Here is a 26,424-nt window from a genome sequence, read left to right as displayed (position 1 = left end):
CTACTCATTGATACGCTTGGCTCCGACATAAGCTAAACCTTCGTGTGAGCAATGAGATCGCGAACAAAGTGCGGCGGCACGTGATTTCGATCTTTGGAAATCAAGCGTTTACAAAACCAAATACCACATCCCAAAACACGGAATATAGTCGCTACAATTGTATATAGCTTGCCATGATTTTTTTTGAAGTAGTGTGTTCTTGATTCAAACCAATATGAAGGTAGCCGAACAGTATTGGCGCGTCCTTCTTGGGCATCATCTGATGACTCTTTAATTTTGGTGGATGCAGATCCTATATGTGCCACCTTACTCGCAGGCACGTAGTGAGTCTTCCAGCCTTTTAACGCCGCCTGCCGGCACAGATCGGTTTCTTCAAAATACAAGAAAAAAGTTTCATCAAACAAACCCACCTTTTCCAACATTTCTCTGCGCATCATCAAGCTGGCCCCCGCAACCCAATCAACCTGGGCTGGTTGATCTGGAATTCCAATAGGCACTGTATAGTTTTTTAGCAGCTTGGTAATTATGCCAAGACAGGCTCCGCCTTCGAGCTCTCCCCAAATAGATGGAAACCGGAATGCGGTAATATGTGGTTTTCCATCAACACCGTAAATATAGCTACCTGCCATTCCAAGTTTATGGTTTTCATCCATATAATCCAGCAATCTCTGGATAGCATCGGGATCTGGGAAAGCATCAGAGTTCAGCAGATAAAAGTACTCAGGCGGGTTTTTTGAGTCGAGATATTTTTTAATTGCAAAATTATTTCCCGCGCCAAAACCCCCGTTATTTCCGGATTGCAGAACAGAAACCGATTCCCAGCCCGCCAATCCATCAGAGCGTTTTTGATCGACAGCGTTTTTCATTTTCTCGTAGCTGCGGTCGCCTGAGTCATTATCGACAATGGTTATCGACCACTCATCATCAATATGACCTAGCGCCCCAATTGCTGCACTTACAGCCTCAAGCGTCATATCGGCGGTCTTGTAGTTTACAGTGACAACCGCAACTTTCATTGCTCGCCCCTTTTTGAAGCAAAAGTTTTCATCATACTTTTAAGCGCCTAGACACCGTTGAAATTTCGCTGCAAGAACTCTAACACTTGGTTCCAAAACCATACCGTCGTGATCTCCAGGCACTTCATGCACTTCTACGCTTTTTACGTAGTCGTTCCAACCGTTATCATGAATGGCCAATCTCATGTCAGATTTCAATACACGGCCACCAGGCAGATCAAAGGCTTTTTCTGGTTTGGGCCTGAACAATACGACGTCAAGGTCCAAGGGTTTCAAATCGTAGCGATCCAGCGCTTCATAAAATGCGACGGCGATTCTTTCCGACTGGAAATCGCCTGTAGGGGCTTGCGTTTCTTGCGGAGAGTCGTAACGCCTCCGGAACTTATCCAATTCCCATTTGTAGCGGCTTACAGCCCACTCAGCAAAATAGGCAGGTCCTTTGGATTTAAGCTTCTGCCAATGAATAGCCACGCGATCCACGGAGCTCAATGCTGGCATCCAAGGCAGTGGAGTATCAAGGAGGATAAGCTTTTCCACCTCCTCTCCTTGATCCATCAATTGCCTGGCCATTTCGAATGCTGTTATGCCGCCACCAGAGAATCCACCCAACATATAGGGGCCGCGAGGTTGCACCGCTTTCATTTCGGCAATGTAATCTCTCGCCATTTCCTCAAAAGTTTCATGTGGCTCGTGGTCTCCATAGAGGCCACGCGCCTGCAAACCGTAAAAGGCCCGATCTTGACCAACTAGGTGTGCCAGGTGACGAAGGTTAAGAACATTGCCGAACATGCCTGCAACCAGAAAGAACGGCGTTTTTTCTCCGGCTTTACCAGAATGCATAGGCACCAAATGGGTATAACGGGTCTGGTGTTTGGGCTCTCTTGCCTCGGCGGAGTCATTGCCAGGCACATCTCCAATTACCTGTCGTATCATCTCCGCACAACCGGCAATCGTTGGCGCTTCAAACAACACCGAAATCGGATAATCCAAATCGAAGGTTTGCTGAATCTTTGAAAACAGTCGCACGGCTACCAGAGAGTGGCCACCAAGGTCAAAGAAGTTGTCCTCTACGCCAACCTGATCAACACCCAGCAGCTCTTCCCAGAAGCCAACCAGGGTGCGCTCAATCTCGTCTCTCGCCTCCACGTAGTCGTTATCGAGGTCCGGACGAGCGAATTTGGTCGCATCACCATCAGCCTGCAAAGACGCAGCAGCGGCTCCAGCTTCTTCCACTAAACCCTCGATATCCAAAGAACTGACAATAACCTGCGGAGCGCTGTGCGACTGCAATATGCTCGACAGTGCCCGAGTGCCTTCCGCCGGCAGAATCCCCTGGGAAAGGTTGTGTTGAAAGGCCATCTCTGCAGGAGACAACTGGCGTACTTCACTGGCAGCACTTGCATCAGGCTCCAACTCTAATTCTTCAGAGGACAGCGACGCTGTGGCAGAAAAATCCACCTTCTCTTCCAGCCTTTTAATGGTCAACTGTGATACTTCCGCCAGTACCTGGCCCGCTGCGTCCAGCAAGGTGACGTCAAAACTGGCAAAATCGTCATCCACACTCACTGAGCGCGGGGTACGCACCCAGCTAAATAAACTGTCACCGAGAGGGCGGAAATACCGGAAGCTGCCATAGGAAACTGGCACCCATAAATTCGCTGCTTTGCCACCACTGGCGTAGCCGGAAATCAATTCCATGGCGTGGCCAGTAGCCAAGTCCAGCAAGGCTGGATGCAATTTAAAATGCTCTAAGTCACTGTTGTATTCAGAGTCCAGACTCAACTGTGCTACAGCTTCGTTATCACCATAAGCCTGTTGGCGTATCACATGCCAACGAGGGCCAAAATCCAAATGATCTTGCTGTCGGCTGCGTATCGCAGGGGCATTGTTGTTACCAGGCTGTAAATCACAGCGAGCCAAAATATCTTCAAGCACAACTGATTGTGGCTGCATAACAGATTTAAAAACAATTGCGCCCTGGGCATGGCGCTGCCAACCTTTGGTCCCATCGCTTTGAGTCTGCTCACTTTGAACTTCAAACTGGTAACCGCGCTCAGTTTTTTGCAACTTCACACGTATTTGGCGAGACTCTTCATCGGCAATGTAAAGAGCCCGAAAAAACATTAGCTCACGAATTTCAAAAGGCGCTTGCTCGCCACACTCTGCCAACGCCGCCCTTGCCAGCTCGATGTAGGCCGTACCGGGAAGAATAGCCTGACCATCAGCCGTTCGATGTTCATCCAGAAACCAGTCGGTTTTGGGTGAAAAGTGGCCGAGAAGAATTTGCGTTTCTTGACCACCATCAATAACAGCCACACGCTGTTCAAATAATGGGTGGCTCGCCGACTCACTGTGCGACTCCGCCTTTTGTGGGGCAAAGCCCATATCCCGAGCGGTTGCTGCCGCCATGCCAACTTCATTCCAGATTCCCCAATTAATGGCAACCGTATATTGGCTACCACTATTGCGGCTTTGTGCGTAGGCATTGAGGAAAGCATTTGCAGCCACATAATCTGTTTGTCCAACTGGCGCAATGGCGGTACTTGTGGAAGAAAACAGCACCATAAATTCCAATGGTTCATCACGGAATAATTCATCCAATATCAAGGTGCCATAAACCTTGGGCGCAAAGACGTCTTCAATTTCAGTTTGAGTCTTAACAGGAATCAGGTTGTCTTTCACCACACCGGCAGCGTGAATCACGCCATTAATAGAACCAAAATGCTCTTTGGCTTCTGTTAACACTCGCCTCATGCCGTCTACATCAGTTACATCCGCACTCAACGCAAGTACTTCTGCACCACTGCCTTGCAACTCTTTTACTCGGCGAATACCGACACTGATTGCATCGTCATGTGGGTGTGTTGTCAGCCATTGAGCCCACTCTTCCTGCGCAGGCAAGGGCTTGCGGTTAACCAAAACCAGGCGTGCATTGGCATTTACTGCCAGGTACTTGGCCATTTCAAAGCCAATACCACCCAAACCACCGGTAATCAGATAGACACCTCCCTGTTTAACCCGGGATGCCGGAGCTTCTGCCCCCTTCGCTGGCAAGTGATCGTAGTGTTGTTGCCAGCGACTATCGTTCCGATAGGCAAACACTCCATTAGTGGCCGGAGCCTGAGCCTCGGCAAATATTCGTTCTGCCAGATTTTCGATTTCTCCATCGCGACCCTGCTCACCATTGCCCAGCAAAGTAAAACGCTGCGACTTAGCTTGAGGCAGTAAAACATCGACACTGCTGCAAGTGACGCCGGGGAATTCACGAGGAATCACTTTACAGGGACCAAGCACTGTGGATTTTTCAGGGTAAGGCAGCTCCTCACCCTGTACTTGTTGCATCCCGCTAGATGCAACAATCATATGTATCTCACGATCAGCAACGCCCTGTTCGCTCAGTGCCCTGGCCAGGAAAAACAGGCTATAAAAGCCGTATTCCTGGTTGCGGTGGAAGAAGCTGGAGCCAGGCCGAAATACTTCGTCCTGAGTTACCAACCACAGGTGAACAATGCGGTTAGGCACTTTCCCACTGGCCACCAAATCATTGACCAGCGCTTTATAACCTTCACCACCCGCTTCTGGTGAAAGGCGATACTCCGTAGAGCTTATTTGGTAGTAAGCATCACCTTCGCGTACAGTCACGACTTCGTGGCCAGCGTTTTGCAGCCGAGCAATCAATGGCTGGCACACTGGCCCGTCGTCAGCAAACACCAAATAGGTACTGGGCTCAATTTGAGAGGAAGGCATCAAACCCTGCTGAACCCAAACTGGCTGGCTGAACCACTGCTCAAAATCATCGATTTTTTCCAGCTGAGCAAACGCGCGCTGGGAGGTATCAGCCAACTTGCCTGGCTCAATCCAGTAATCTTTATGCTGGAAAGCATAAGTCGGTAAAGGCACCCTGTGGCGATGCTCATCAGGCCACAGGCTATTCTTATCCACATCAACACCAACCGCCCACAGGCGGCCAAGCACGGTTAAGAAGTAGGCATCGTCACTCACGTCTTCGTCTGGGTGCCTGAGTGATGAAAACACTCGCTGTGCCGGGGCGTTACTGTTTTGCCGAGTCAGGGAGCCAAGGATATTACCCGGCCCTACTTCCAAAAATACTCGGCCGGGCTGTTCCAGCAAAGTATCGATACCCGCAGCAAACAACACGGTATTACGCAGGTGCTCTACCCAGTATTGTGGGCTTGTGGCCTGCTCATCCGTAATCCAGGTGCCCGTTCTATTGGACACAAAAGGCAGTTGTGGCTTGCTCAGGCTAATACCCTTCAGGTAATCGCCAAACGCATCAAGAATCCCATCCAGCATCGATGAGTGAGCGGCAATATTGATGGGCACACGCTTGGCTTCCACATCATCAGCCGCCAAAATTTGTGATAGCTGCTCTAGCCACTGAACCGGGCCAGATACAATGGACAGCATAGGGCTGTTGATACAAGCCAGCTCCAGTTTATTCTCCAACCGCTCATCAGACAGGTAAGGTCGCAGCTCATCCGCAGACAGGGGCACACTCAACATCCCTCCTTCTGGCACGCCATCCATCAGTTTGCCACGAAGTGCCACCAAGCCCAGCGCATCTTCAAAAGAAAGCACACCTGCCACACAGGCTGCAGTGTTTTCGCCCATGCTGTGACCAATTAACGCTTTGGGCTCGACCCCCAAGCTTATCCACAACTGAGCCAGTGCATATTCCACCATAAAGATGGCCGGCAGCTGAATGGACGGTTTTTGCAACTCTATCGCCGCTTGCTGCTGGTCTGCCTCATCAACAAATAACAATGGTTTTAAATCGATACCATTGCGTTGTTTCAGCAACTCAAAGCCTTTATCCAAATGCTCTCGGAATACGGCTTCCGTGTCATACAGGTCTCGCCCCATATTGAGGTACTGAGCACCGCCACCTGGGAACATAAAGACAACCGATTTATCGTCTTCATCGGCGATATGGGTAAATACGCGGCGGGGGTCATTATCCTGCAACAAACGGGATGCTTCAGCCAAACTACCACTCGCAAGCACTCGGCGATGTTCAAAAGGCTTTCTGCCAACGAACAACGTATGGGCTATATCTGCCAAAGAGTCGTTAGCGCCAGTTTGAAAACAGTTAGCCAGTTTTTCACTGGCCCCATCCAGGGCCTTACGGTTGCGAGCAGACATAACCAGCAGTTGGCAATCACGAGCTGGCTCGCTGGCGGGGTCGGGTTCCGGGGCTTGCTCCAGCAACACAAAAGCGTTCGTACCTCCCACCCCCAATGAGTTGACTGCCGCCCGACGCAAACCGTCTTTCTTTGGCCAAGGGCGCAGCTTGTCGTTGACATAAAATGGGCTGCTGTCGAAGTCGATGGTGGGGTTCGGCGCCTCGTAGTTCAGACTCGGCGGTATTTCGCCGTGTTCAATGGCCAACGCCGCTTTGATAATACCGGCAACACCGGCAGCGGTATCCAAGTGGCCGATATTGGTTTTTACCGAGCCAATACCGCAATAGCCATTGCGCTCAGATGATTCACGAAATGCTTGCGTCAAGGCAGATACTTCAATGGGGTCACCTACTGGCGTGCCCGTGCCATGACACTCCACGTAGTCGATATCGTCCGCCGACAGATCCGCCATAGCCAGTGCTTCGTTAATCGCTTCGGCCTGGCCTTCGACGCTGGGAGCCAAATAGCCCACCTTGCCAGAACCATCGTTATTAACCGCAGAAGCAGAAATGACTGCGTGGATGTGATCGCCGTCATCAAGGGCATCTTCCAAGCGGCGCAACACAATGACGCCTGTGCCACTACCAAATATCGTACCTTTGGAGCGGTGATCAAAAGCACGGCAGTGCCCGTCTGGAGAGAGGATTTCCCCTTCTTTGTAGAGGTAGCCCACTCTATGAGGCAGCTCAATGGTCACGCCACCAGCCAATGCCATATCGCACTCGCCACTAATCAAGCTCTGGCAGGCCATATGAGTGGCTACTGATGACGTGGAACAAGCGGTTTGTACGTTGACGCTGGGGCCTTTCAGGTCAAAACTGTAGGAGACTCGGGTAGAAAGAAAGTCTTTGTCATTGCCTGTATGGCGCAACAAGAATAGGCCCACAGAATCCAACAAGTCCTGATTGGTCAGGATATTCTGGGCAAAATAGGCCCCCATGCCACAACCCGCAAAAACCCCTATGGCGCCATCGAAAGCGTTTTGATCACTGCCTGGCATATGCCCAGAGCGCTCCAATGCTTCCCAGGCGCACTCGTAAAACTGACGATGCTGAGGGTCCAAAATACCGGCTTCTTTGGGGCTAAAACCAAAAAATTCCGGATCAAACCCTTTCATGTTGTCTAACGGCGCCCCGGCACGAATGTAATGGGGGTTTTTCAGCTGCGCCGGATTAACGCCGCGTTCCGCCAACTCAGCTTCGTCATAAAACTCTACTGACTCCACGCCATTGCGCAGGTTGTTCCAAAACGCTTCCGGAGTGTTTGCTCCGGGTACACGCAATGCCATACCTACGATGGCGATATCGTAGCCCGCTGTTTCTTCTGTATTAGCCATTTGTATCAATCACTTACTGAGTTACCGCGGAAGCAAGCCGCTGTTGAATCCCTATTTTATTATTATTGTCCTGTGACGTTACCTTTTAGGACTACCTGGCACGACGCCGCCTGCCACCCATCATGGCACGCCGGCGCTGGGCACGATCGGAGCTTTTCTTCATCGACTCCCCGGCCCCATCTGTATTGAGGAAGGCGGTCAGCGACTTGATCGTCGGGCAACGGTACAGATCCGTCAGCGATACAGGCTGATCCAGCTCTGCTTTCAGCTGCGAGTGCACTTTCACAATCAACAGCGAATGGCCACCGAGGTCAAAGAAGTTGTCGTTAATACCCACCTTGTCAAGCTGTAGCGTCTCCTGCCAGACTTTGGCGATGGTTTTTTCAATGCCATCTTCCGGTGCCACATACTCTGCAACCTGAGCCTTCTGCAAAGATTGCGGTGATGGCAGTGCCTTGCGGTCGATCTTGCCATTGGGGGTTTGCGGAAAGGCGTCCAGAATCACCACATCATTGGGCACCATATATTCCGGCAGTTTTTCCCGCAAATGGGATTTCAGCGCTGCCATATCGAAAGCAGGATCCCCCACCATCAAGTAGGCCACCAAGCGTTGGTCTCCGGGACTATCTTCCCGCAGTAGCATTACATTTTCGCGAACGCCAGCGTACTGGCCTATACGCGTCTCGATTTCGCCCAACTCAATGCGATAGCCACGAATTTTCACTTGGTGGTCAACACGGCCAAGGAAATCGATAACACCATCTTCCTGGTAGCGAGCCATATCGCCCGTCCAGTAAATAGTGCCCTGTTCCATAAAGGGGTTGGTGATAAAACGTTCCGACGTCAAATCCGGTCGATTCAAGTAGCCGCGCACCACACCATCGCCACCAATAAACAGATCCCCTGGCACCCCTGGAGGCACCGGGCGGCGATGTTCATCCAGAATATAGATCTGGGTATTGGCAATAGGCCGCCCAATAGCGACAGACTCTGTATCACCAATAACCTGAGTGGTCGACCAAATCGTGGTTTCCGTGGGGCCATACATATTGGTCACGCGGCGTTTAACAATGCCGTTCAGCTCTTGGGCAAGGCTGGTAGGCAATGCTTCACCACCCACCATCATGTAATCGATCTCTCCCAACGCCTGTTTGGCATCGTCATCAAAAGTAAGCATACGTGCCATTGAAGGTGTGCATTGGAAGTGGGTCACTCCATGCCTGCGGATCTGTGCGGCCAGAGACTGATCGGCAGTGGCGTTTTTCGTATCAACAGATGGGTTGGTTAAGTCCCTGACCTGCTTCAACAGCGGCAGACTATCCATCACCACGTTGGTATCCACACCAAAGTCCATCAAGCAGGCAATTTCGTCGATATCCGCCGCTTTACAACGATTAATCATGGCTTCACAGGTAGCCACATCGCCAAACAATCCGCTGGTTTCAAAATAGCGCTCAAAGGCGAATTCCAAAATAGCGTCGGTATCCTCAGCACTGAGGTTTTTGATGTCGATATCTTCCGGATTGCTGTCTGCGCCGCCGGGGCGCTTGAAGGCCGGAAACGCCCAGGCAAAATCCAGCACCAGTTTCATGGCCGAGCTCAGGTAGTCCTTCATGGGTTGACGGACTAACTCGCGAACCTCGTCGGTGTTATCACCCACCAGCGTATGCAGCATTAGGGAGACCTTGCCCGCAGCCGGATCGTGGCCGGCCTTGGCCCGTGCTTCGCGGTAAATGTTGACCTTTTCTGCCAACTCTTCTACTGACTGCCCCAGCAGGTGGGTGAGCACATTAACGCCCAGTTCACCAGCCTGGCGGTAGGACTCCGGATTACCCGCTGTGGTAAACCAAACCGGCAACTCTTTTTGCACCGGGCGTGGCAGAGTCTCAATATCCACCATTTGTCCCATGGGATTTTCGAAAGCCACCTTTTCACCGCGCCAGAGCTTCTTCACGGTTTCGATCTGTTCCATCATCACCTGTTTGTTGTTTTTGTGGTTTTCAGGTTTGATCACAAAATCGTTCGGCTGCCAGCCAGCAGCAAAAGACAGCGCCACTCGCCCGTTGGAGAGGTTATCCACAACCGCCCAGTCTTCAGCGATACGAATAGGGTGGTGCAAGGGCGATACACAGCTGCCAGAGCGAATAGAGATATTTTTGGTAACAGCGGCAATGGCTGCACTGGTTACTGCCGGGTTGGGGTATGGCCCACCAAAAGCACCAAAATGGCGCTCTGGCGTCCAAACCGCATTAAAGCCGTTCTCATCAAAGTATTTGGAACCCTCCATCATCAGGCGGTATTTGGCTTCACCGGGGCCATCATCATTGCCCCACATAAACAGGCCAAAGGACATTGGGCGCCCACTCACCGATGCAGGCACTGAAGACGCATCTGGCATCGATAGCTTCTTATCACGATCCAGGTAGATCACCACTTTCAGGCCGCGGGTGAGCGTCCAGAACAGCTCCAACACCGATATATCGAAAGAGAGGCTGGTGACAGCCAACCAGGCACTGCTGTCATCGTGAGGGATGACTCGATCCATCCCAACAAAGAAATTCACCGCATTGCGGTGTTCCACCATGACGCCTTTGGGCTTACCGGTGGAACCGGAGGTGTAGATGACATAGGCGAGGTTTGAGGAGGCAACCTCAACGGAAGGCTCAATCGCTGGATGCTCGGCTATTTGAGACCAGCTGGAATCGATAGATACGGTTTTCGCTTGATGTGCGGGCAACTGAGGCTCAATGGCCGACTGGGTGAGGATCACCGGCATAGCGGAATCCTCGATCATAAAGCGAATACGATCTGCCGGGAACGCCGGGTCCAGCGGCACATAGGCACCACCGGCCTTCATCACCCCCAGGGTCGCTACCATCAAATCCAAAGAGCGTTCTATATGCACTCCCACCATGGTGTCTGGCCCAACACCCAATGCCATCAAGTGATGAGCAAGCTGATTGGCGCGCTGGTTCAGCTCACTGTAGCTGAGCTTTTTATCTTCAAACACCAACGCAGCGGCCTCTGGCTTGCGCTGCACCTGCTGTTCAAACAATTGGTGGACACAGGCGGTCTTATCATAAGACGCCTCAGTATCATTCCACTCCACCAATACTCGATTTTTCTCTTCCTGTGACAGCAGTTCCAAACTGGCGACAAGCTGTTCAGGATTGGCAGCCATACTGTTAATCAGTGCTGCCAACTGCCCTGCCAATTTGCTGGCCATATCACTGGCAAGCCGGTTTTCGTCATAAATCAGGTGCACCTGCCCAGATGACGTGCAAAGCAACGTCAGCACCCTGCCCTGCTCCAGCACCACATCGGCACCGTCATTACCAACCGAAACACCCACCGGCAACAAACCTGGCAATTTCAATTCAGCAATGGTGCGCAATTCCGGATAACGTACTGCCACCTCATGTAACCAACTTCCCTGAAAGGCAGTTTCAGATATTTCCCGCCCAACGCGCTCAATCAGCTGATGGCAACTGCCATTACTTTCAGCAGTAGCCCGAAGTATTGAATTGGCGCTCAGCAAACCAGAAGCAATCAGTGCATCAGCCCGCAGTTGCTCATTGGAAAAGGCAATATCGACCTGCTCTCGGCCAACCAGACGACCAAGCAACAACACAAAAGCGGCGATAGCGTAATCACGGGCATCACCTGCCCCCAATCCAGCAGGCACATCAACGACCAGGAATTGACTGTTTGCTGTTTGGTGGCTGGAAACCTCAGAGGCATAAGGCGCTGGAGTCGACTCCAGGGATACCAAACGCTTAACCCAAAAGGCTTCTGCTCTGCTGCACTTGGCATTCACACTATCCAAAGCGTCCATGTTTGGTACAGCCAGAACACAGCCCGGCTCAAGCCGGCACTGTTCTGCCACTTGCGCAGGAGACAGCTCTTCTCCACCCACACTACTGAAGCCCGTCAGGCTCAAAGCGCCCTGACTACAAGCAACCTGGATAAACTCATCACTGATAGCCAATACAGTGCCAGCCGCCGAAGTGGCTTCAACATCTACAGCCGTGGCGGAAGCCACCACAAATACCTCGCCGACAATCACCGCTTTAGCACAGTTCAAAGGGTTGAGATAAATGCCAAAATCCAAGGAACGAACTTGCGCTTCTAATACCTGCGCAGAGCGCTGCCAATCCAATACACCGGCCCCAGCGGGGCGCTGGTATTTGCCAAAATAGCTTCTTGTTGAAAGATCTTGCGCAGTGCGCTGAGCAGTGCCAGATACCAAATCGTCCACTAGACCCGGAAAGCTATCCAAAGCAGCCGCAAAACACTTGGTATTGATAGACAGCGACGTCTCATTGGCAGAGATGCCAAATAGTTGTTGCTTGAGCAAATCCCCCTGGTCCACCCCGGGGGCCATCACATGCCAGCTGATCCCGTATTCAGATTCACCATTCATCAACGCCCAGGCGGGGGTATTCAGGCCCGCATATCGAGGCAATGGGCCATCATGGAAGTTTATAGCCAGCTGCTTGGGCAACCCAAGCACGCTCTCAGAGATCATTTCTAGGTGGGTAATGCTAAACAGGTAATCGAACGGCTGCTTCGACAACTCAACTTCATAGTCTGAATCCAGAGGGATAACAGGGATGGATCGGCCATTAGCCCACTCTGCAATGCGTGGAGCTCTTGTGATAACACCCAAAACAGAGTGACCTGATTCAATCAGTAGATCACCGCATTCCAGCAGCAGTGTGTCGCCCCCGATAAGGAAGCAACTGAATGTACCTTCAGCATTCATTTTATTGAGAACCATTAGTTTTAATAAGCAAATTGAAGTCAATCACAAAGGAAGGGGGCATGACATGCAATAACAACACGACACAGGCCACTAATCGATGGATAAGAGGCATAAAAGTGCAAAACCAAGCACCAATTAACTCGTTGTTATTGCTCAGAATTTCTAGAAGTTCGCTTCCAGGCACGCTGACGACTACCCAACAACCTCAAAGACAACGGCACCTTCCATAGCAAAAACAGGGGCGCAGCCAACAAATTCCGCCACACTTTCAGCGAAGCCCCCGTTTGCAAGAGAGCACTACAGGAATAGGCCATTACGCACAACATGCCCACAAAGCCCACCCATATCAATACCCCATGAGAAGCCCATAAACCGACCAGCAACGCACAGCAGGCCAACATCAGCATTAAAGTAAACGGGGGTACCATGAGATCAACCACCGCATCCAAGTATCGCCATTGACCGGTTGCAAAAAAGCGCTTCAGCAGTTGGGGCAAGTACTCCTTAGCCACTTGATGACGCCCTCCTTCCCAACGTTCTCTTTGAGAATACGCCTGGCGTGCCGTCAATGGCATTTCAGAACGAACAACTGCATTGCCTTCATACGCCACCCGATGCCCCGACAGCAATAACTTCAACGTCATCTCTAAGTCTTCCACTATCGAATGAGCTGGCCACCCAAATTGCTGTAACAGCTCTCGGCGAAAAGCCATGCCGTTGCCTTTAATGCCTGCACTTCCTCCCAAAACGTACTGACCACAGGGGCGCACGTGATTTACCCCAGCAAACCCCAGATAAGTGAATGATGCACGCCAATTATCTTCTCCATTGAGAACACCATGAAACCCCTGAACGGCACCAGCTCCCTGAATATTGAGTGCGGAATTCACTTTGGACAAAAATTGCGGATCTACCCGTGTATCCGCATCCACAAAAGCGATGCAATCAAAACCATCCAAAACTGCTTGATGATTTGAAATAGCCCACTGAATAGCCTGCCCCTTACCCGGATTTAAAGTATCAAATCGCTTCCAAACACGCGCACCTCCACTCAACGCCAGACTGGCTGTGGCATCTGTACAGTTGTCAGCAATAACGAATATTTCAAAGGGCCCACTATAGTCAGCCTGTTGAATGGAACGAATGGTGGCAACTATGGAGGACTCTTCATTATGAGCAGGGATCAAAATGGCAATCGACGTAACAGCATCATCAACGGCAGGTACTTTGGGCCTATACCGATTCCACCAGGACGCCGCCACAAGAAGCAATACGTAAACAAAGAGCACAGCCAAGCATGCTCCTACAAGGCAAAAAAACCACCAAACTACTCCACTCAATGTCACCACCTAATACTAATAATTAGTCATATTTCCCTACAGGCCCCACACCAAGCATCACCAAAAGCGGCCGCTTATCCAACACATAGAGTTTGTAGATGAACTTTTTCAACGATCAGCACCACAGAAAGCAGCTCGTTTCCCTCAAAAAAAACCCAACAAAGCAAATCAAATCAACAACTTACAAAAATCAAAATCTCTAAACATTGGTCTCTAGCAGTTCATGCTCCCCAGAAACCGGCTACGCCAAGATAACACCAGCCTACATACACCCTCTGTAGTGGGCTAAAATTGTCTACTGGATCACAGTAAGTTACCACTCAAATTCACCAAAGACTGGTAAACACCCGCCAAGTGTATACAAAAAGGTTATAAACCATGCGACAGCTGCTCCCTAGTTCGTTGTTATCACTTCCCCTTAGCACGCTAACACTAGCACTTTTATGCTTAATACTGGCGTCCTGCTCAACATCGAGCCCAATACAAAAACAAATTCGTACGGCTCCAGCCGTTGCAGAAGTGTACAAGATTGGTGTCGGGGATCAGTTGCAGATTAATGTATGGCGCAATGAAGAGCTCTCCGGAACGGTACCTGTTAGGCCCGACGGTATGATATCTACACCATTGGCTGGAGACGTTGCTGCCGCAGGCTTAACTACTGAGCAGCTTGCTGACAATATTACTGACATATTGGCAACATACCTTAAAACACCAAAGGTAACGGTTATTGTCAGCAACCCTGGCAGCACTGATTTTCAACGGCGTGTTCGTATTACAGGTGCAGTCAACTCGCCGCAATCTATCGCCTTTAGGGATGGTATGACTGTCCTAGATCTGGTATTGCTGGCCGAAGGCCCTAACGACTATGCGGCGCTCAGCAGAGCAAAACTTTATCGCCGCACAGGAAATGGGGTCGAGGTTTACGACATAAACCTTGACGACTTGCTAAACAGAGGCAAGCTTGACGCGAACTACCCTCTACAACCCTCAGACCAAATAACAGTACCAGAGCGACGCTTTTGAAGTAGGCATAGCATCATGAACTTAGACTTTATTCGGCAAATCGTACTCTCTACTCTGGAGGAGCTAAAAGCTAACATTAAGCTGTGCTTGGCACTGTCTGTTGTCGTTATGGGTGTGTGCCTACTGCTAGCCGCCAAATGGCCCAATACCTATAAAACTAGTGCGCTAATCCAGGCTGACCGGAAAAGCGTAACAACCGACTTATTGCGTGGCCGGGCAGCCATACAAGAAATCGCCCCTGTAAATATTGCAGAAGACATTATACGTTCCCGCCTTATATTAACTGGAGCAGCCAAGGAGCTCGGCACTATCGATGAAAAAAGCTCTCAGTACGACATTGACGAAGCTATCAATGGGCTGTCTGCCTCCTTTGAAACTGAGCCACTCAACAATAACCTCTTAAGAATTAGCCTAAAGAGCCAAGACCCTCAACGCTCATATTCTTCACTGAATACGTTGATTGATTCTTTTATCAATAGCGCCTCTCAGCAAAAACAAAATGAAAGTCTTGATGCCTATAATTTCATTAATAGTGAAGCTCAAAAGTATAAAGCCGAGCTAGAAATGGCAGAAAAAAAGCTATCCGACTTTAAAAAACAAAATATGGATGGCACAGAATCAGGCGTCAGCGACAGCATCAATGAATTGCGTGCTGACCTAGACACACTTGTCATCGATATTGATGAAACCAAAACTAAAATTCGCTCCATTAAAGGAAAGTTGAATAACGAAAGGGAATATCAAAAAGCAAAAGTAAAGCTTGCTGCTCTGGCTGAGCAACGAACTGAAATGCAGCGAGACCTGGATGAGCTCTTGCTGATTGGCACCGAAAAACATCCAGATATCATCTTACTCCGCAGTCAACTGGCCACACTAGATGAACAAATCACTCAACTGCAAAAAACAGTTCCAGGCAGTTTTAACAGTGGCAACGCCAGCGAAGAAGTGGCTTTATTTGAAGTACTCAGGCGACAGCAGGCCGAAGCCGAAGTCAACCTCCAGGGTATGCAGCAGCGACAGCGATCACTGAAAACCTTACTGACTAACGAACAACGGCGGGCAGAAAGAATCGCCTCCAATCAAGCTGAACTCGCTGAGCTGACTCGAGATTATGACACTACTAAGCAAATCTATGAGGAAATGCTGGAAAGACGGCAAAACGCCGATTTGTCTGCCTCAATCAGTCGCGAAGGCAAAGGCATGACTTACCGACTGCGCGAGAGCCCTGTACTACCTTTGCGACCATCTGGGCTACAAGCTCGCCATTTCATTTTTATTGGCCCTTTACTGGCAATACTGGCTCCAATAGGCCTAATGCTTGTTTACGTTTACCTGGATCCAAGAATCAGAAATGGTGAGGCACTTAGCACTCAACTTCCAGAAGGCATTGAGCTGCTTGGCAGCATTCCTGCCTTTCAAGCACAAAGCAGCGAAACGAGTTGGCTCCGGGTCAATACACCCATCATTATTATTGCAGCCGTCGCCATGCTGGCTTACGGTTATACTTCATTTCTTCTTATCATGGATTGAACCTTATGGCTGACTCATCAAGCAGGATCACTAACGCAAAGCCATCGGTTATTCGCTTAGCCGACTCAGATACACGCTCGAAAATCAACCAGATTAATCAATATGTTGAGCGAAGCTTAACGTTTACACTCGACGAAGAAGAGCAAAAAAAACTTTGGCTGCCCGATACATGCCAACAAAAAGAGATTATTTATCCAGGCATGAAACAAAGTGACATCTTGTCCGCATATCGCGGCATTCGCACCAAGATTGTAAAAAAATCTCAAGGCTCTGGAGCTGTAATTGCTGTGACGTCGGTAGGACAAGCTACGGATCATAACACTATGATCCCTTTTAATATTGCCACCTGCTTTGCCTTGGATGAGAGTAAAACTGCACTTTTTATAGACTGCAACCCAAATGCAGAAGAGACAGACGCACTATCCATTCGTGATATGCAATTTGGCCTTACAGATTATCTAACTAGCTCCAGTGTATCCTTATCAGATATTACCTATCCTTCCGGCATAAATCGTCTAAAACTGATACCCACAGGAAACACCACAGAAAGTGCCGCAGAGCATTACAACCACCCTAAAATGGAAGTAATCATCAGTAGCATAAAGTGCTCTATGCCCAATGCCTTTGTTATTATGAATACTCCTCCAGTAAGACATTACCCAGAGACAGCTATACTGGCAGAGAAGGTCGACATGGTTGTTTTAGTTGTGCCAGCCAAGAAAATAACGCAAAAAGATCTTCAGGAAGCAATACAAATCATTGGAGAGGAAAAAGTGGCCGGGGTGGTTTTTAACAGCTGATTATTACCAAAGAGAGCCCCCCAAGAGACATGACAATACAGAGAGCTCATCGTGAAGAAAAATCAAATAACCCTAATATTGCTCCCAAGCATACTGTTAGCAACCGGCACTTCTGCAAATCAGCTTAATATTGAACTGGGACTCGAAACAGCCTACACGGACAATGCAAACTTTAGCTTTTCAAATACACTTTCTGAGCGGCAAGACCGCCTGACAGTGAGGGCTACTGGGGAGTATAAAAATACTTGGCTGAGCAGCGATATTGACTACCGGATAAGTCAGCTACTTTTTGATAAAGACTCTCAAGATAATCGCATTGAACTAGATGGCACCGCAAATTTATTACTCGGTGCCGAAGACGGGCGCTTCAATGTCGCCATCAACAATTCTAAGCGTCAAGTGTTGGGAAATGCCAGCGAAACACCAAGTGCAGATAACCAACAAACTCGCGATGTTACTTCGATCCTCCCACGGTTCAACATCATACAAAATCAAGCAGACCAGTTCTCTATCGCTGGAATATACAGTGCTGTTAATTTTGATCAAAACCAATCGACACAAGATTCGTTTGACAGCACCAGCACCGGTGTTGAGTTACTGTACTCGAGAAACATCAGTCGTGTTGACACTATTAGTGCCGTAATACAGCAACTGGAAGTTGAATATGATGACATCTCGGTGGAATACGATTACCAAAGTGCTTTACTTCGCTATTCAACAAATTTAAGACAACTGGATTACTCCATCGCCATTGGCTATAACTCTGTCGACCCTTCTATTGGATCAAAAGATAATGCCATTCAGTGGGAACTGTCAGCAGCTTTCGATAATGGCGTTCATCAGGTCACTTTTTTAAGCGAGTCGTACCTAACTGACCCATCTCGTGGCAATCAAAACTCAATCCTGCAGGACGGACTGGACCAAGTTGCACTGGGCAATGGCTTTTCGGCTATCGTAGATCAGTACAATCGAATTGCACACACTTTCTCCTACCGCACCTCCAGCCTCTGCAAACTATGCAGTTTATCTTTTACAGTCAGCGCATCGGAAGAGAAGTACAATATTCAGATACAGGAAGACAACGATGAGCTTTTTATCATACTAGGTGGCACATATCGGTTGAGCCGTTCTTCTGAAGTAGGACTTACTTTATCCCGCCAAGAGGCAACGTATGAACCCGGAAGCACACTATCGAGTTTTGATGCAGACATCGTGTCACTGCACTACAGTAAAGAGCTGAATAAAAACCTGGATATTTCATTTCTAGTCAGCCAAAACGAACGCACGGGATCTACTCTTCAAGACAGCTTTGATGAAAAACGAGCTGTATTAGGAATTACCTACCGAATTAACTAACACTTATCATTTTTTTGATGGCGGCCTTCCAGTCGGCCGCCTTTATACCTAATTCAGTTGCTTTTTGAGTACTCATCACAGAATATTGCGGACGTTCAGCAGGCGTCGGGTAATTTTTACTAGGCAGTGGCAATAATGTTGCAACACTTTTGGAAGACTTTGAGGCATGTAATTCAAATATAGATTTAGCAAACTCAAACCAGCTAGTTTGCTCAGCCCCACAATAGTGATACACCCCCCAGCCATCAAAATTTTCATCTACCGAAAGCTCAGAAAACTTTAACAGCGCTAAAGCCAAGTCACCCGCATAAGTGGGACAACCGTACTGATCATCAACCACTGAAACCTGGTCTCTTTCTAAAGCCAGCCGGCTCATAGTCTTAAAGAAATTACTTCCGTATTCGCTAAAAACCCATGACGTTCGAACAACAATATATCGCTCCATTCTCTGAGCGATCAACTGCTCACCCAATAACTTTGAACTCCCGTACACGTTGATCGGATTGACTGTATCTATTTCTGTGTAAGGTCGCTCCGATTTACCATCAAAAACATAATCAGTAGATACATGCACAAGAGCAGCCCCAACACCTTCGCAGGCACGGGCAAGGTTTTCAGCGCCAGTCGCATTTACTGAAAAGGCCTGCTCTTTTTGCTCTTCCGCTTTATCAACAGCTGTGTAAGCTGCCGCATTTACGACAACAGCAGGGCGCTCTAGAGAAATTACATCTTCCACTGATTTTAAATTTGTGACGTCTAATTCTTTCGAGTTATAGGAAGAGAACTCTATTGATCGACTGATCAACAAATCACACAAACAACGGCCAAGCTGGCCACCAGCACCAACTATTAAAACCGTCAAGGAAATAACTCCTTTAGGGTTTTCCCCAAACGGTCTTTTTCAGAAAGAACAGGCTGCTCAACAGGCCAATCAATTGCCACCTCCTTATCATCCCAAGCTAGGCAGCATTCATCATCGGGATCATAATAATCTGTACATTTATACTCAAAATCAGCGCTTTCTGACAGCACCACAAAGCCATGAGCCATACCTGGTGGAACCCAAAGCTGCTTTTTATTTTCTTCAGTTAACGTAACACCAACCCAGTGGCCAAAAGTCGATGAACCTCGTCGAACATCTACGGCCACATCAAAAACTTCGCCCTTAACCACACGCACCAGCTTTCCTTGTGGCCGTTCCTTTTGGTAGTGCAGCCCTCTCAACACCCCTTTCGCAGAACGAGAGTGATTATCTTGAACAAAATCAAAATTGACATTCAGCGCTTTTTTATACCTCTCCGCCTGAAAGGTTTCTAAAAAAAAGCCGCGATCATCCCCAAAAACTTTGGGCTCAATAATCAACACACCGTCGACTGATGTCGCCGTCACAATCACATTAATACCCTTCTGCTACTCGCCTTAGATAAGCGCCATAACCAGTTTTCCCAAGAACTTCTGCCTGCTTCATCAAGGATGATTCATCGATCCACTGGTTGCGAAAAGCAATTTCTTCTAGGCAACCGATTTTGAAGCCTTGGCGATGTTCCACGGTCTGAATAAACTTGCCAGCATCTAATAGTGAATCATGAGTTCCTGTATCTAACCAAGCAAACCCCCTCCCAAGTACAGCCACGTTTAAATCTCCCCGCTGTAAGTAGGCGTTATTTACATCCGTAATTTCAAGCTCTCCGCGGGAAGAAGGCTTAATTGAGCGAGCAATATCAACCACATCATTATCGTAAAAATACAAACCTGTTACTGCATAATTTGATTTAGGCTGAACTGGTTTTTCTTCAATACTTAAAGCCATTCCTTTTGAATCAAATTCAACCACACCAAAACGCTCAGGGTCGGTTACATGATAGCCAAAAATAGTAGCTCCTCTGGTTCTATTGGCAGCCGCAACCAATTTATCACTGAAGTGCTGACCAAAAAATATGTTATCTCCCAGAACTAAAGCAACATTATTTTCACCGATAAATTTACTCCCTATAAGAAATGCTTGAGCAAGACCATCAGGTGATGGTTGAACTTCGTATCTGAGCTCAATACCATATTTTGAGCCATCTCCAAGAACTCTCCGAAAGCTTTCCAAATCATCAGGCGTCGTAATGATCAACACATCACGGATCCCCGCCAGCATTAATACTGACAGGGGATAATAAATCATCGGTTTATCGTAAACTGGCATTAATTGCTTAGACGCACCTAGCGTTAACGGATGCAACCGGGTTCCAGACCCTCCAGCCAAAATAATTCCTTTATACTTATTCATATTCATTTCAAGAACATCCAGTAATCACAAATACGCAAAAGACATCAGTTACCACTATCAACACCGATTCGCTCTAACCGGTAGCTGCCATTCAAGACTCGCTGCCACCAATTACGATTTTCTAAGTACCATAACACTGTTTTTCGAATGCCTGATTCAAAGCTCTCTTCCGGCCTCCAGCCCAGCTCTTGATCGATCTTTGAAGCATCAATTGCATAGCGCACATCATGCCCTGGCCGGTCAGTAACATAGGTGATCAAATCGCTGTACCTATCAACACCTTGAGGTTTTTCAGGAGCCAACTCCTCCAAAAGAGTACAAATGGCTTCCACTACTTCAATATTTTTTTTCTCATTGTGACCACCGATATTGTAGGTTTCGGCAATACGTCCCTCTGTGGCAACTTTTGTTAAAGCTCTCGCGTGATCTTCCACGTACAACCAGTCCCTCACCTGCTGTCCGTCACCATAAACCGGCAAATGCTTTCCGGACAAAGCATTTAAAATCATGTGAGGGATCAGCTTTTCGGGGAAGTGGTATGGGCCGTAATTATTTGAACAGTTGGTTATCACTATGGGTAAGTTGTAAGTTCTTCCCCATGCCCTCACCAAATGATCTGAGCCAGCCTTACTAGCAGAATAAGGGGAGCTGGGGTCATATTTGGTTTGTTCAGTAAACAGCTCGTTATTTAGTGAAAGGTCCCCATACACTTCATCGGTAGATATATGATGAAAACGAAACTTTTTCTGCCGTTCCTCCGACAACCCGGCCCAATACTCTCTTGCCACTTCCAGCAAAGAGAATGTGCCCACCAAGTTGGTTTGAATAAATGCAGCCGGGCCATCAATAGAGCGGTCTACGTGCGACTCTGCAGCCAAGTGCATTACTACATCCGGCGTATGCTGAAAAAAAACTCTTTTTAACTGTTCTGTATTACAAATATCCACACGCTCAAAAACATAGCGCTCTGAGTGAAGGTTTTCAGGAATCGAATCAAGATTCCCAGCGTAGGTGAGGCAATCTACATTGATAACACTATGGTCAGTGTCTGAGAGCAAATGCCTAACAACGGCGCTACCAATAAAGCCAGCTCCCCCTGTAACCAATATTTTCATCTTATTATTTTCCACTGCTATGATGTTTCTACATTAACATAACTCTCCTTCCGTTTTGCTCACACACAGAAGCAAATACAAACCATCCAGATATAAAAAAAGCCCCGCATCTCTCAATGCGGGGCTTTTTATCGAAGCGATGCTTCAGGTGTTAACTAAACAATCGATCACTCAATAATCTTAGCAACAACACCAGCACCTACAGTACGACCACCCTCGCGGATAGCGAAGCGCAGGCCGTCTTCCATAGCGATCGGAGCGATCAGGGTAACGGTCATTTGAACGTTGTCGCCAGGCATTACCATTTCGGTGCCAGCGGGCAGTTCAACGTTACCAGTCACGTCAGTAGTACGGAAGTAGAACTGAGGGCGGTAGCCTTTGAAGAACGGAGTGTGACGGCCGCCTTCGTCTTTGGACAGTACGTAAACTTCCGCTTCGAACTTGGTGTGCGGGTTTACGGAGCCAGGTACGGCCAGAACTTGTCCGCGCTCAACTTCGTCGCGCTTGGTACCACGCAGCAGAACACCAACGTTTTCACCAGCGCGGCCTTCGTCCAGCAGCTTGCGGAACATTTCAACACCGGTACAGGTGGTTTTGGTAGTCTCTTTGATACCAACGATTTCGATTTCGTCACCAACGGTAACGATACCGCGCTCAACACGACCAGTTACAACAGTACCACGGCCAGAGATGGAGAATACGTCTTCCACAGGCATCAGGAACGGTTGGTCAATGGCGCGCTCGGGCTCAGGGATGTAGCTGTCCAGAGCTTCAACCAGCTTCTTAACGGCAGTGGTGCCCAGCTCGTTGTCGTCTTTGCCTTCCAGAGCCATCAGAGCAGAACCAGCGATGATTGGAGTGTCGTCGCCTGGGAACTCGTAAGTATCCAGCAGCTCGCGCAGTTCCATTTCAACCAGTTCCAGCATCTCGGCGTATTCTTCAGAGTCAACACCGCCACAGTCTTCAGCCAGCAGGTCAGCTTTGTTCAGGAATACAACGATGTAAGGTACACCTACCTGGCGAGACAGCAGGATGTGCTCGCGAGTTTGAGGCATAGGGCCGTCAGTGGCGCCACAAACCAGAATAGCGCCGTCCATCTGGGCAGCACCGGTGATCATGTTTTTCACGTAGTCGGCGTGCCCTGGGCAGTCAACGTGCGCGTAGTGACGATCGTTGGAATCGTACTCAACGTGAGAAGTAGCGATGGTAATACCGCGCTCACGCTCTTCCGGTGCGTTGTCGATTTCACCGAAGTCTTTCATTTCACCGCCGAATACTTCAGCACAAACGCGAGTCAGGGCTGCGGTCAGGGTGGTTTTACCGTGGTCAACGTGACCGATGGTGCCCACGTTTACGTGGGGCTTGTTCCGTTCGAACTTCTCTTTAGCCACTGTAATATCCTCTTAGCTTCAGATTTTTAGGATTGAAAAAAACAGCCTCACAAGCGTTTACCCCAACCAGCTAGCGCTGGGTGCGGGCAATCACTTCTTCAGCGATATTGTTTGGAGCTTCGGCGTACTTCTCAAACTCCATGGTAAAGGTCGCACGACCCTGAGTTGCAGAGCGCAGATCGGTCGCGTAACCGAACATCTCCGCCAGAGGCACCTCGGCATTTACTACTTTGCCCATAGTGCCATCGTCCATACCCAGGATCAGACCACGACGACGGTTGAGGTCACCCACAACATCGCCCATGTTCTCTTCCGGAGTAACGACTTCCACTTTCATCATTGGCTCCATCAGCACAGCACCACCATCCTGGGCCAGCTTCTTGGTTGCCATTGATGCAGCGATCTTAAAGGCCATTTCGTTGGAGTCAACATCGTGGAAAGACCCATCGTACAGAGTGGCTTTCAGGCCCAGCAGGGGGTAACCCGCCAGCACGCCATTCTTCATCTGTTCGCTGATGCCTTTCTCCACCGCCGGAATGTATTCCCGCGGTACCACACCGCCAACAATTTCGTTGACGAACTCCAGCTCTTCGGCACCTTCGGTGCCAGGCTCAAATTTCACCCACACGTGACCGTATTGGCCTCGACCGCCGGATTGACGCACAAACTTGCCTTCAATCTCGCAGGTGTTTTTAATCATTTCCCGGTAGGCCACTTGCGGCTTACCAATATTGGCTTCGACGCTGAATTCCCGACGCATGCGATCCACCAGGATATCCAGGTGCAATTCGCCCATACCGGAAATAATGGTCTGGCCGGTTTCCTCGTCGGTTTTGACGCGGAACGACGGGTCTTCCTGAGCCAGTTTGCCCAGGGCAACACCCATTTTTTCCTGGTCTGCCTTGGAGCGCGGCTCTACCGCTACCGAGATCACCGGCTCTGGGAACTCCATACGTTCCAGAGTGATGACCGACTCCGAAGCGCACAACGTATCACCAGTGGTGACGTCCTTCAGGCCAATACCAGCGGCAATATCCCCCGCCAGTACTTCTTTAATTTCTTCGCGGTTGTTGGAGTGCATTTGCACCATACGGCCAACGCGCTCTTTCTTGCCCTTCACCGGGTTATAAACCATATCCCCGGATTTCAAGGTGCCGGAGTACACCCGGAAGAAGGTCAGCGTGCCCACAAAGGGGTCGGTGGCGATTTTAAACGCCAGCGCCGCAAAGGGCGCACCGTCGTCGGCTTCACGGGTAGCGACAGTTTCCGCTTTATCGTCCAACACGCCTTCAATGGCTTTTACTTCTTCCGGCGACGGCAAGTACTCAATTACCGCATCCAGAACCGCCTGCACGCCTTTGTTCTTAAAAGCAGAACCACCCAACACTGGCACAATCTCATTGGCCAGAGTGCGCTGGCGAATACCGGCTTTAATCTCTTCCTCTGTCAGGGTTTCCCCTTCTAGATACTTATCCATCAGCTCATCGCTGGCTTCTGCGGCGGATTCCACCAGGAATTCGCGCATTTCCTCGCACTGATCCACGAGGTCAGCGGGCACATCGGCGTAGTCGAAAGTCATACCCATGTCACTTTCGTTCCACAGGATGGCCTTCATCTTGACCAGGTCGACTACACCTTTAAATTCGTCTTCCGCACCAATGGTCATTTGCAACGGCACGGGGGTGGCCCCCAAACGCTCTTTGAGCTGGTCGACCACCATCATAAAATCGGCACCGGCGCGATCCATCTTGTTGACGAACACCATACGCGGGACTTCGTACTTGTTGGCCTGGCGCCATACGGTTTCCGTCTGCGGCTGCACGCCGGAGGAACCGCAAAGTACAACCACCGCACCATCGAGAACCCGCAGAGAACGCTCCACCTCAATGGTGAAATCCACGTGCCCCGGCGTATCAATAATATTGATGCGGTGCTGGTCAAACTGCTGCTGCATGCCAGCCCAGAAGCAAGTTGTTGCAGCCGAGGTAATGGTGATTCCCCGCTCCTGCTCCTGCTCCATCCAGTCCATGGTAGCGGCACCGTCGTGCACTTCACCGATCTTGTGAGACAAGCCGGTGTAGAACAACACGCGCTCAGTCGTCGTGGTTTTGCCCGCATCCACGTGCGCGCAAATACCGATATTGCGATAACGACTGATTGGAGTTTGACGAGCCACTATTTTTCTCTATTTCTGTGGATTCTTAAGTCACAAAAAGGCAGCTAAATAGCCACCTTTTTGTGAAAAGCCCAAAACCTGTTCGATAACAGTCGTCAGAACCGGAAGTGGGAGAAGGCCTTGTTGGCCTCGGCCATACGGTGAACGTCTTCACGCTTCTTCACCGCGGCGCCCTTGTTCTGGGAGGCGTCTACAATTTCGCCAGCCAGACGTTGGGCCATGGATTTTTCGCTGCGGTTGCGCGCGTAGTCCACCAGCCAACGCATGGCCAGTGCAGTACGACGGGCAGGACGCACTTCTACGGGAACCTGGTAGGTAGCACCACCCACACGGCGAGATTTAACCTCTACCGATGGAGCGATGTTTTCCAGCGCCTCTTCAAACACCTCGATGGGGTCTTTCTTAGCACGGTTTTCCACGGTGTCCAGCGCGCCGTATACGATGCGCTCAGCCAGGGATTTCTTGCCGCTGACCATTACGTGGTTCATAAATTTCGCCAGGGTTACGTTGCCGAATTTAGGATCCGGCAGAATTTCGCGTTTGGCGACAACTCTTCTTCTTGGCATGTCTTTGCTCTCTTCAGGTTAGTCCGGGCACATATGCCTGACCCGGCCTTACTAGTTATTCGTACGCGAGGTACGCATTAAATAGCTATCTGTCGTCAAGTCATTAAGACTTAGGACGCTTGGCTCCGTACTTGGAACGGCCGCGACGACGTCCTTCAACACCGGAGGTGTCCAGGGCGCCACGAACGGTGTGATAGCGAACACCCGGCAAGTCTTTAACACGACCACCGCGAATCAATACCACGCTGTGCTCCTGCAGGTTGTGGCCTTCACCGCCAATGTACGAAGTTACTTCGAAACCATTGGTCAGACGAACACGGCAAACCTTACGCAGTGCAGAGTTTGGTTTTTTCGGGGTAGTGGTGTAGACGCGAGTGCACACACCGCGGCGCTGCGGGCAGGCCTGCAGGGCCGGTACGTCGCTCTTGGCTACTTTGCGTTTTCTCGGCTTACGAACCAACTGGTTGATCGTTGCCATTAAATAAACTCCAAAACCTTAAATATTGTCTATTTAACAATAGACTGTTCTTA

Annotated in this window: 16 protein-coding genes; 4 read left to right on the top strand and 12 right to left on the bottom strand. The window is 49.4% G+C overall.

Features of this window, described 5'->3' with window-relative positions; translation table 11 throughout:
* Positions 1-32: 32 nt before the first annotated feature.
* The 4 genes from KFE80_10835 to KFE80_10820 all read right to left on the bottom strand — a co-directional run bounded on the left by KFE80_10835 (position 33) and on the right by KFE80_10820 (position 13,616).
* Positions 33-1,016, bottom strand: a complete 984-nt coding sequence (locus KFE80_10835; GenBank protein UTW44868.1) for a glycosyltransferase family 2 protein — start codon at positions 1,014-1,016, stop codon at positions 33-35.
* A gap of 39 nt (positions 1,017-1,055) precedes the next feature.
* Positions 1,056-7,556, bottom strand: coding sequence for an SDR family NAD(P)-dependent oxidoreductase (locus tag KFE80_10830; GenBank protein ID UTW44867.1), 6,501 nt, complete (start codon positions 7,554-7,556; stop codon positions 1,056-1,058).
* A gap of 91 nt (positions 7,557-7,647) precedes the next feature.
* Positions 7,648-12,321, bottom strand: coding sequence for an LLM class flavin-dependent oxidoreductase (locus KFE80_10825; protein ID UTW44866.1), 4,674 nt, complete (start codon positions 12,319-12,321; stop codon positions 7,648-7,650).
* Between the two features lie 146 nt (positions 12,322-12,467).
* Positions 12,468-13,616, bottom strand: coding sequence for a glycosyltransferase (locus KFE80_10820; GenBank protein UTW44865.1), 1,149 nt, complete (start codon positions 13,614-13,616; stop codon positions 12,468-12,470).
* 423 nt (positions 13,617-14,039) lie between these two features.
* Here KFE80_10820 and KFE80_10815 point away from each other — a divergent pair, with 423 nt between their 5' ends.
* The 4 genes from KFE80_10815 to KFE80_10800 are packed head-to-tail and all read left to right on the top strand — an operon-like array spanning position 14,040 to position 18,370.
* Positions 14,040-14,684 (top strand): polysaccharide biosynthesis/export family protein, encoded by a 645-nt coding sequence (locus KFE80_10815; GenBank protein ID UTW44864.1) that lies wholly within the window; start codon positions 14,040-14,042, stop codon positions 14,682-14,684.
* A 15-nt stretch (positions 14,685-14,699) separates the two neighbouring features.
* On the top strand, positions 14,700-16,214 hold the full coding sequence (locus KFE80_10810; GenBank protein UTW44863.1) for a hypothetical protein: 1,515 nt from the start codon (positions 14,700-14,702) through the stop codon (positions 16,212-16,214).
* 5 nt (positions 16,215-16,219) lie between these two features.
* Positions 16,220-17,014 carry a polysaccharide biosynthesis protein gene (locus KFE80_10805; protein UTW44862.1) on the top strand — a complete coding sequence of 265 codons (795 nt, stop codon included), beginning with the start codon at positions 16,220-16,222 and terminating at the stop codon, positions 17,012-17,014.
* A 51-nt stretch (positions 17,015-17,065) separates the two neighbouring features.
* Positions 17,066-18,370 carry a hypothetical protein gene (locus tag KFE80_10800; protein ID UTW44861.1) on the top strand — a complete coding sequence of 435 codons (1,305 nt, stop codon included), beginning with the start codon at positions 17,066-17,068 and terminating at the stop codon, positions 18,368-18,370.
* Here the strand turns inward: KFE80_10800 and rfbD are convergent.
* From rfbD to rpsL, 8 genes are all read right to left on the bottom strand, one after another.
* Positions 18,363-19,232, bottom strand: coding sequence for a dTDP-4-dehydrorhamnose reductase (gene rfbD, locus KFE80_10795; GenBank protein ID UTW44860.1), 870 nt, complete (start codon positions 19,230-19,232; stop codon positions 18,363-18,365). The two genes, KFE80_10800 and rfbD, sit on opposite strands and share 8 nt — an antisense overlap.
* Positions 19,229-19,765 (bottom strand): dTDP-4-dehydrorhamnose 3,5-epimerase, encoded by a 537-nt coding sequence (rfbC, locus tag KFE80_10790; protein ID UTW44859.1) that lies wholly within the window; start codon positions 19,763-19,765, stop codon positions 19,229-19,231. The genes rfbD and rfbC overlap by 4 nt, the downstream gene beginning before the upstream one ends.
* Before the next feature lies 1 nt (position 19,766).
* The gene (gene rfbA, locus KFE80_10785; GenBank protein UTW46703.1) at positions 19,767-20,645 is read right to left on the bottom strand and encodes a glucose-1-phosphate thymidylyltransferase RfbA; all 879 of its coding nucleotides are present in this window, start codon (positions 20,643-20,645) and stop codon (positions 19,767-19,769) included.
* Positions 20,646-20,689: 44 nt separating this feature from the next.
* The gene (rfbB, locus tag KFE80_10780; GenBank protein ID UTW44858.1) at positions 20,690-21,760 is read right to left on the bottom strand and encodes a dTDP-glucose 4,6-dehydratase; all 1,071 of its coding nucleotides are present in this window, start codon (positions 21,758-21,760) and stop codon (positions 20,690-20,692) included.
* A gap of 167 nt (positions 21,761-21,927) precedes the next feature.
* The gene (gene tuf, locus KFE80_10775; GenBank protein ID UTW44857.1) at positions 21,928-23,151 is read right to left on the bottom strand and encodes an elongation factor Tu; all 1,224 of its coding nucleotides are present in this window, start codon (positions 23,149-23,151) and stop codon (positions 21,928-21,930) included.
* 70 nt (positions 23,152-23,221) lie between these two features.
* Complete coding sequence (gene fusA, locus KFE80_10770; protein ID UTW44856.1) at positions 23,222-25,327, bottom strand: elongation factor G; 2,106 nt, start codon at positions 25,325-25,327, stop codon at positions 23,222-23,224.
* 95 nt (positions 25,328-25,422) lie between these two features.
* Entirely contained in the window at positions 25,423-25,893 is a 471-nt protein-coding gene (gene rpsG, locus KFE80_10765; protein ID UTW44855.1) for a 30S ribosomal protein S7, read from the bottom strand.
* Between the two features lie 103 nt (positions 25,894-25,996).
* Positions 25,997-26,371 (bottom strand): 30S ribosomal protein S12, encoded by a 375-nt coding sequence (rpsL, locus tag KFE80_10760; protein UTW44854.1) that lies wholly within the window; start codon positions 26,369-26,371, stop codon positions 25,997-25,999.
* Positions 26,372-26,424 lie beyond the last annotated feature (53 nt).

The organism is bacterium SCSIO 12696 (assembly GCA_024397955.1).
In the GTDB taxonomy this organism is placed as follows: domain Bacteria; phylum Pseudomonadota; class Gammaproteobacteria; order Pseudomonadales; family Porticoccaceae; genus SCSIO-12696.
Note: the sequence above shows the minus strand (reverse complement) of the source record. Positions and strands in the feature narration are given on the sequence as shown.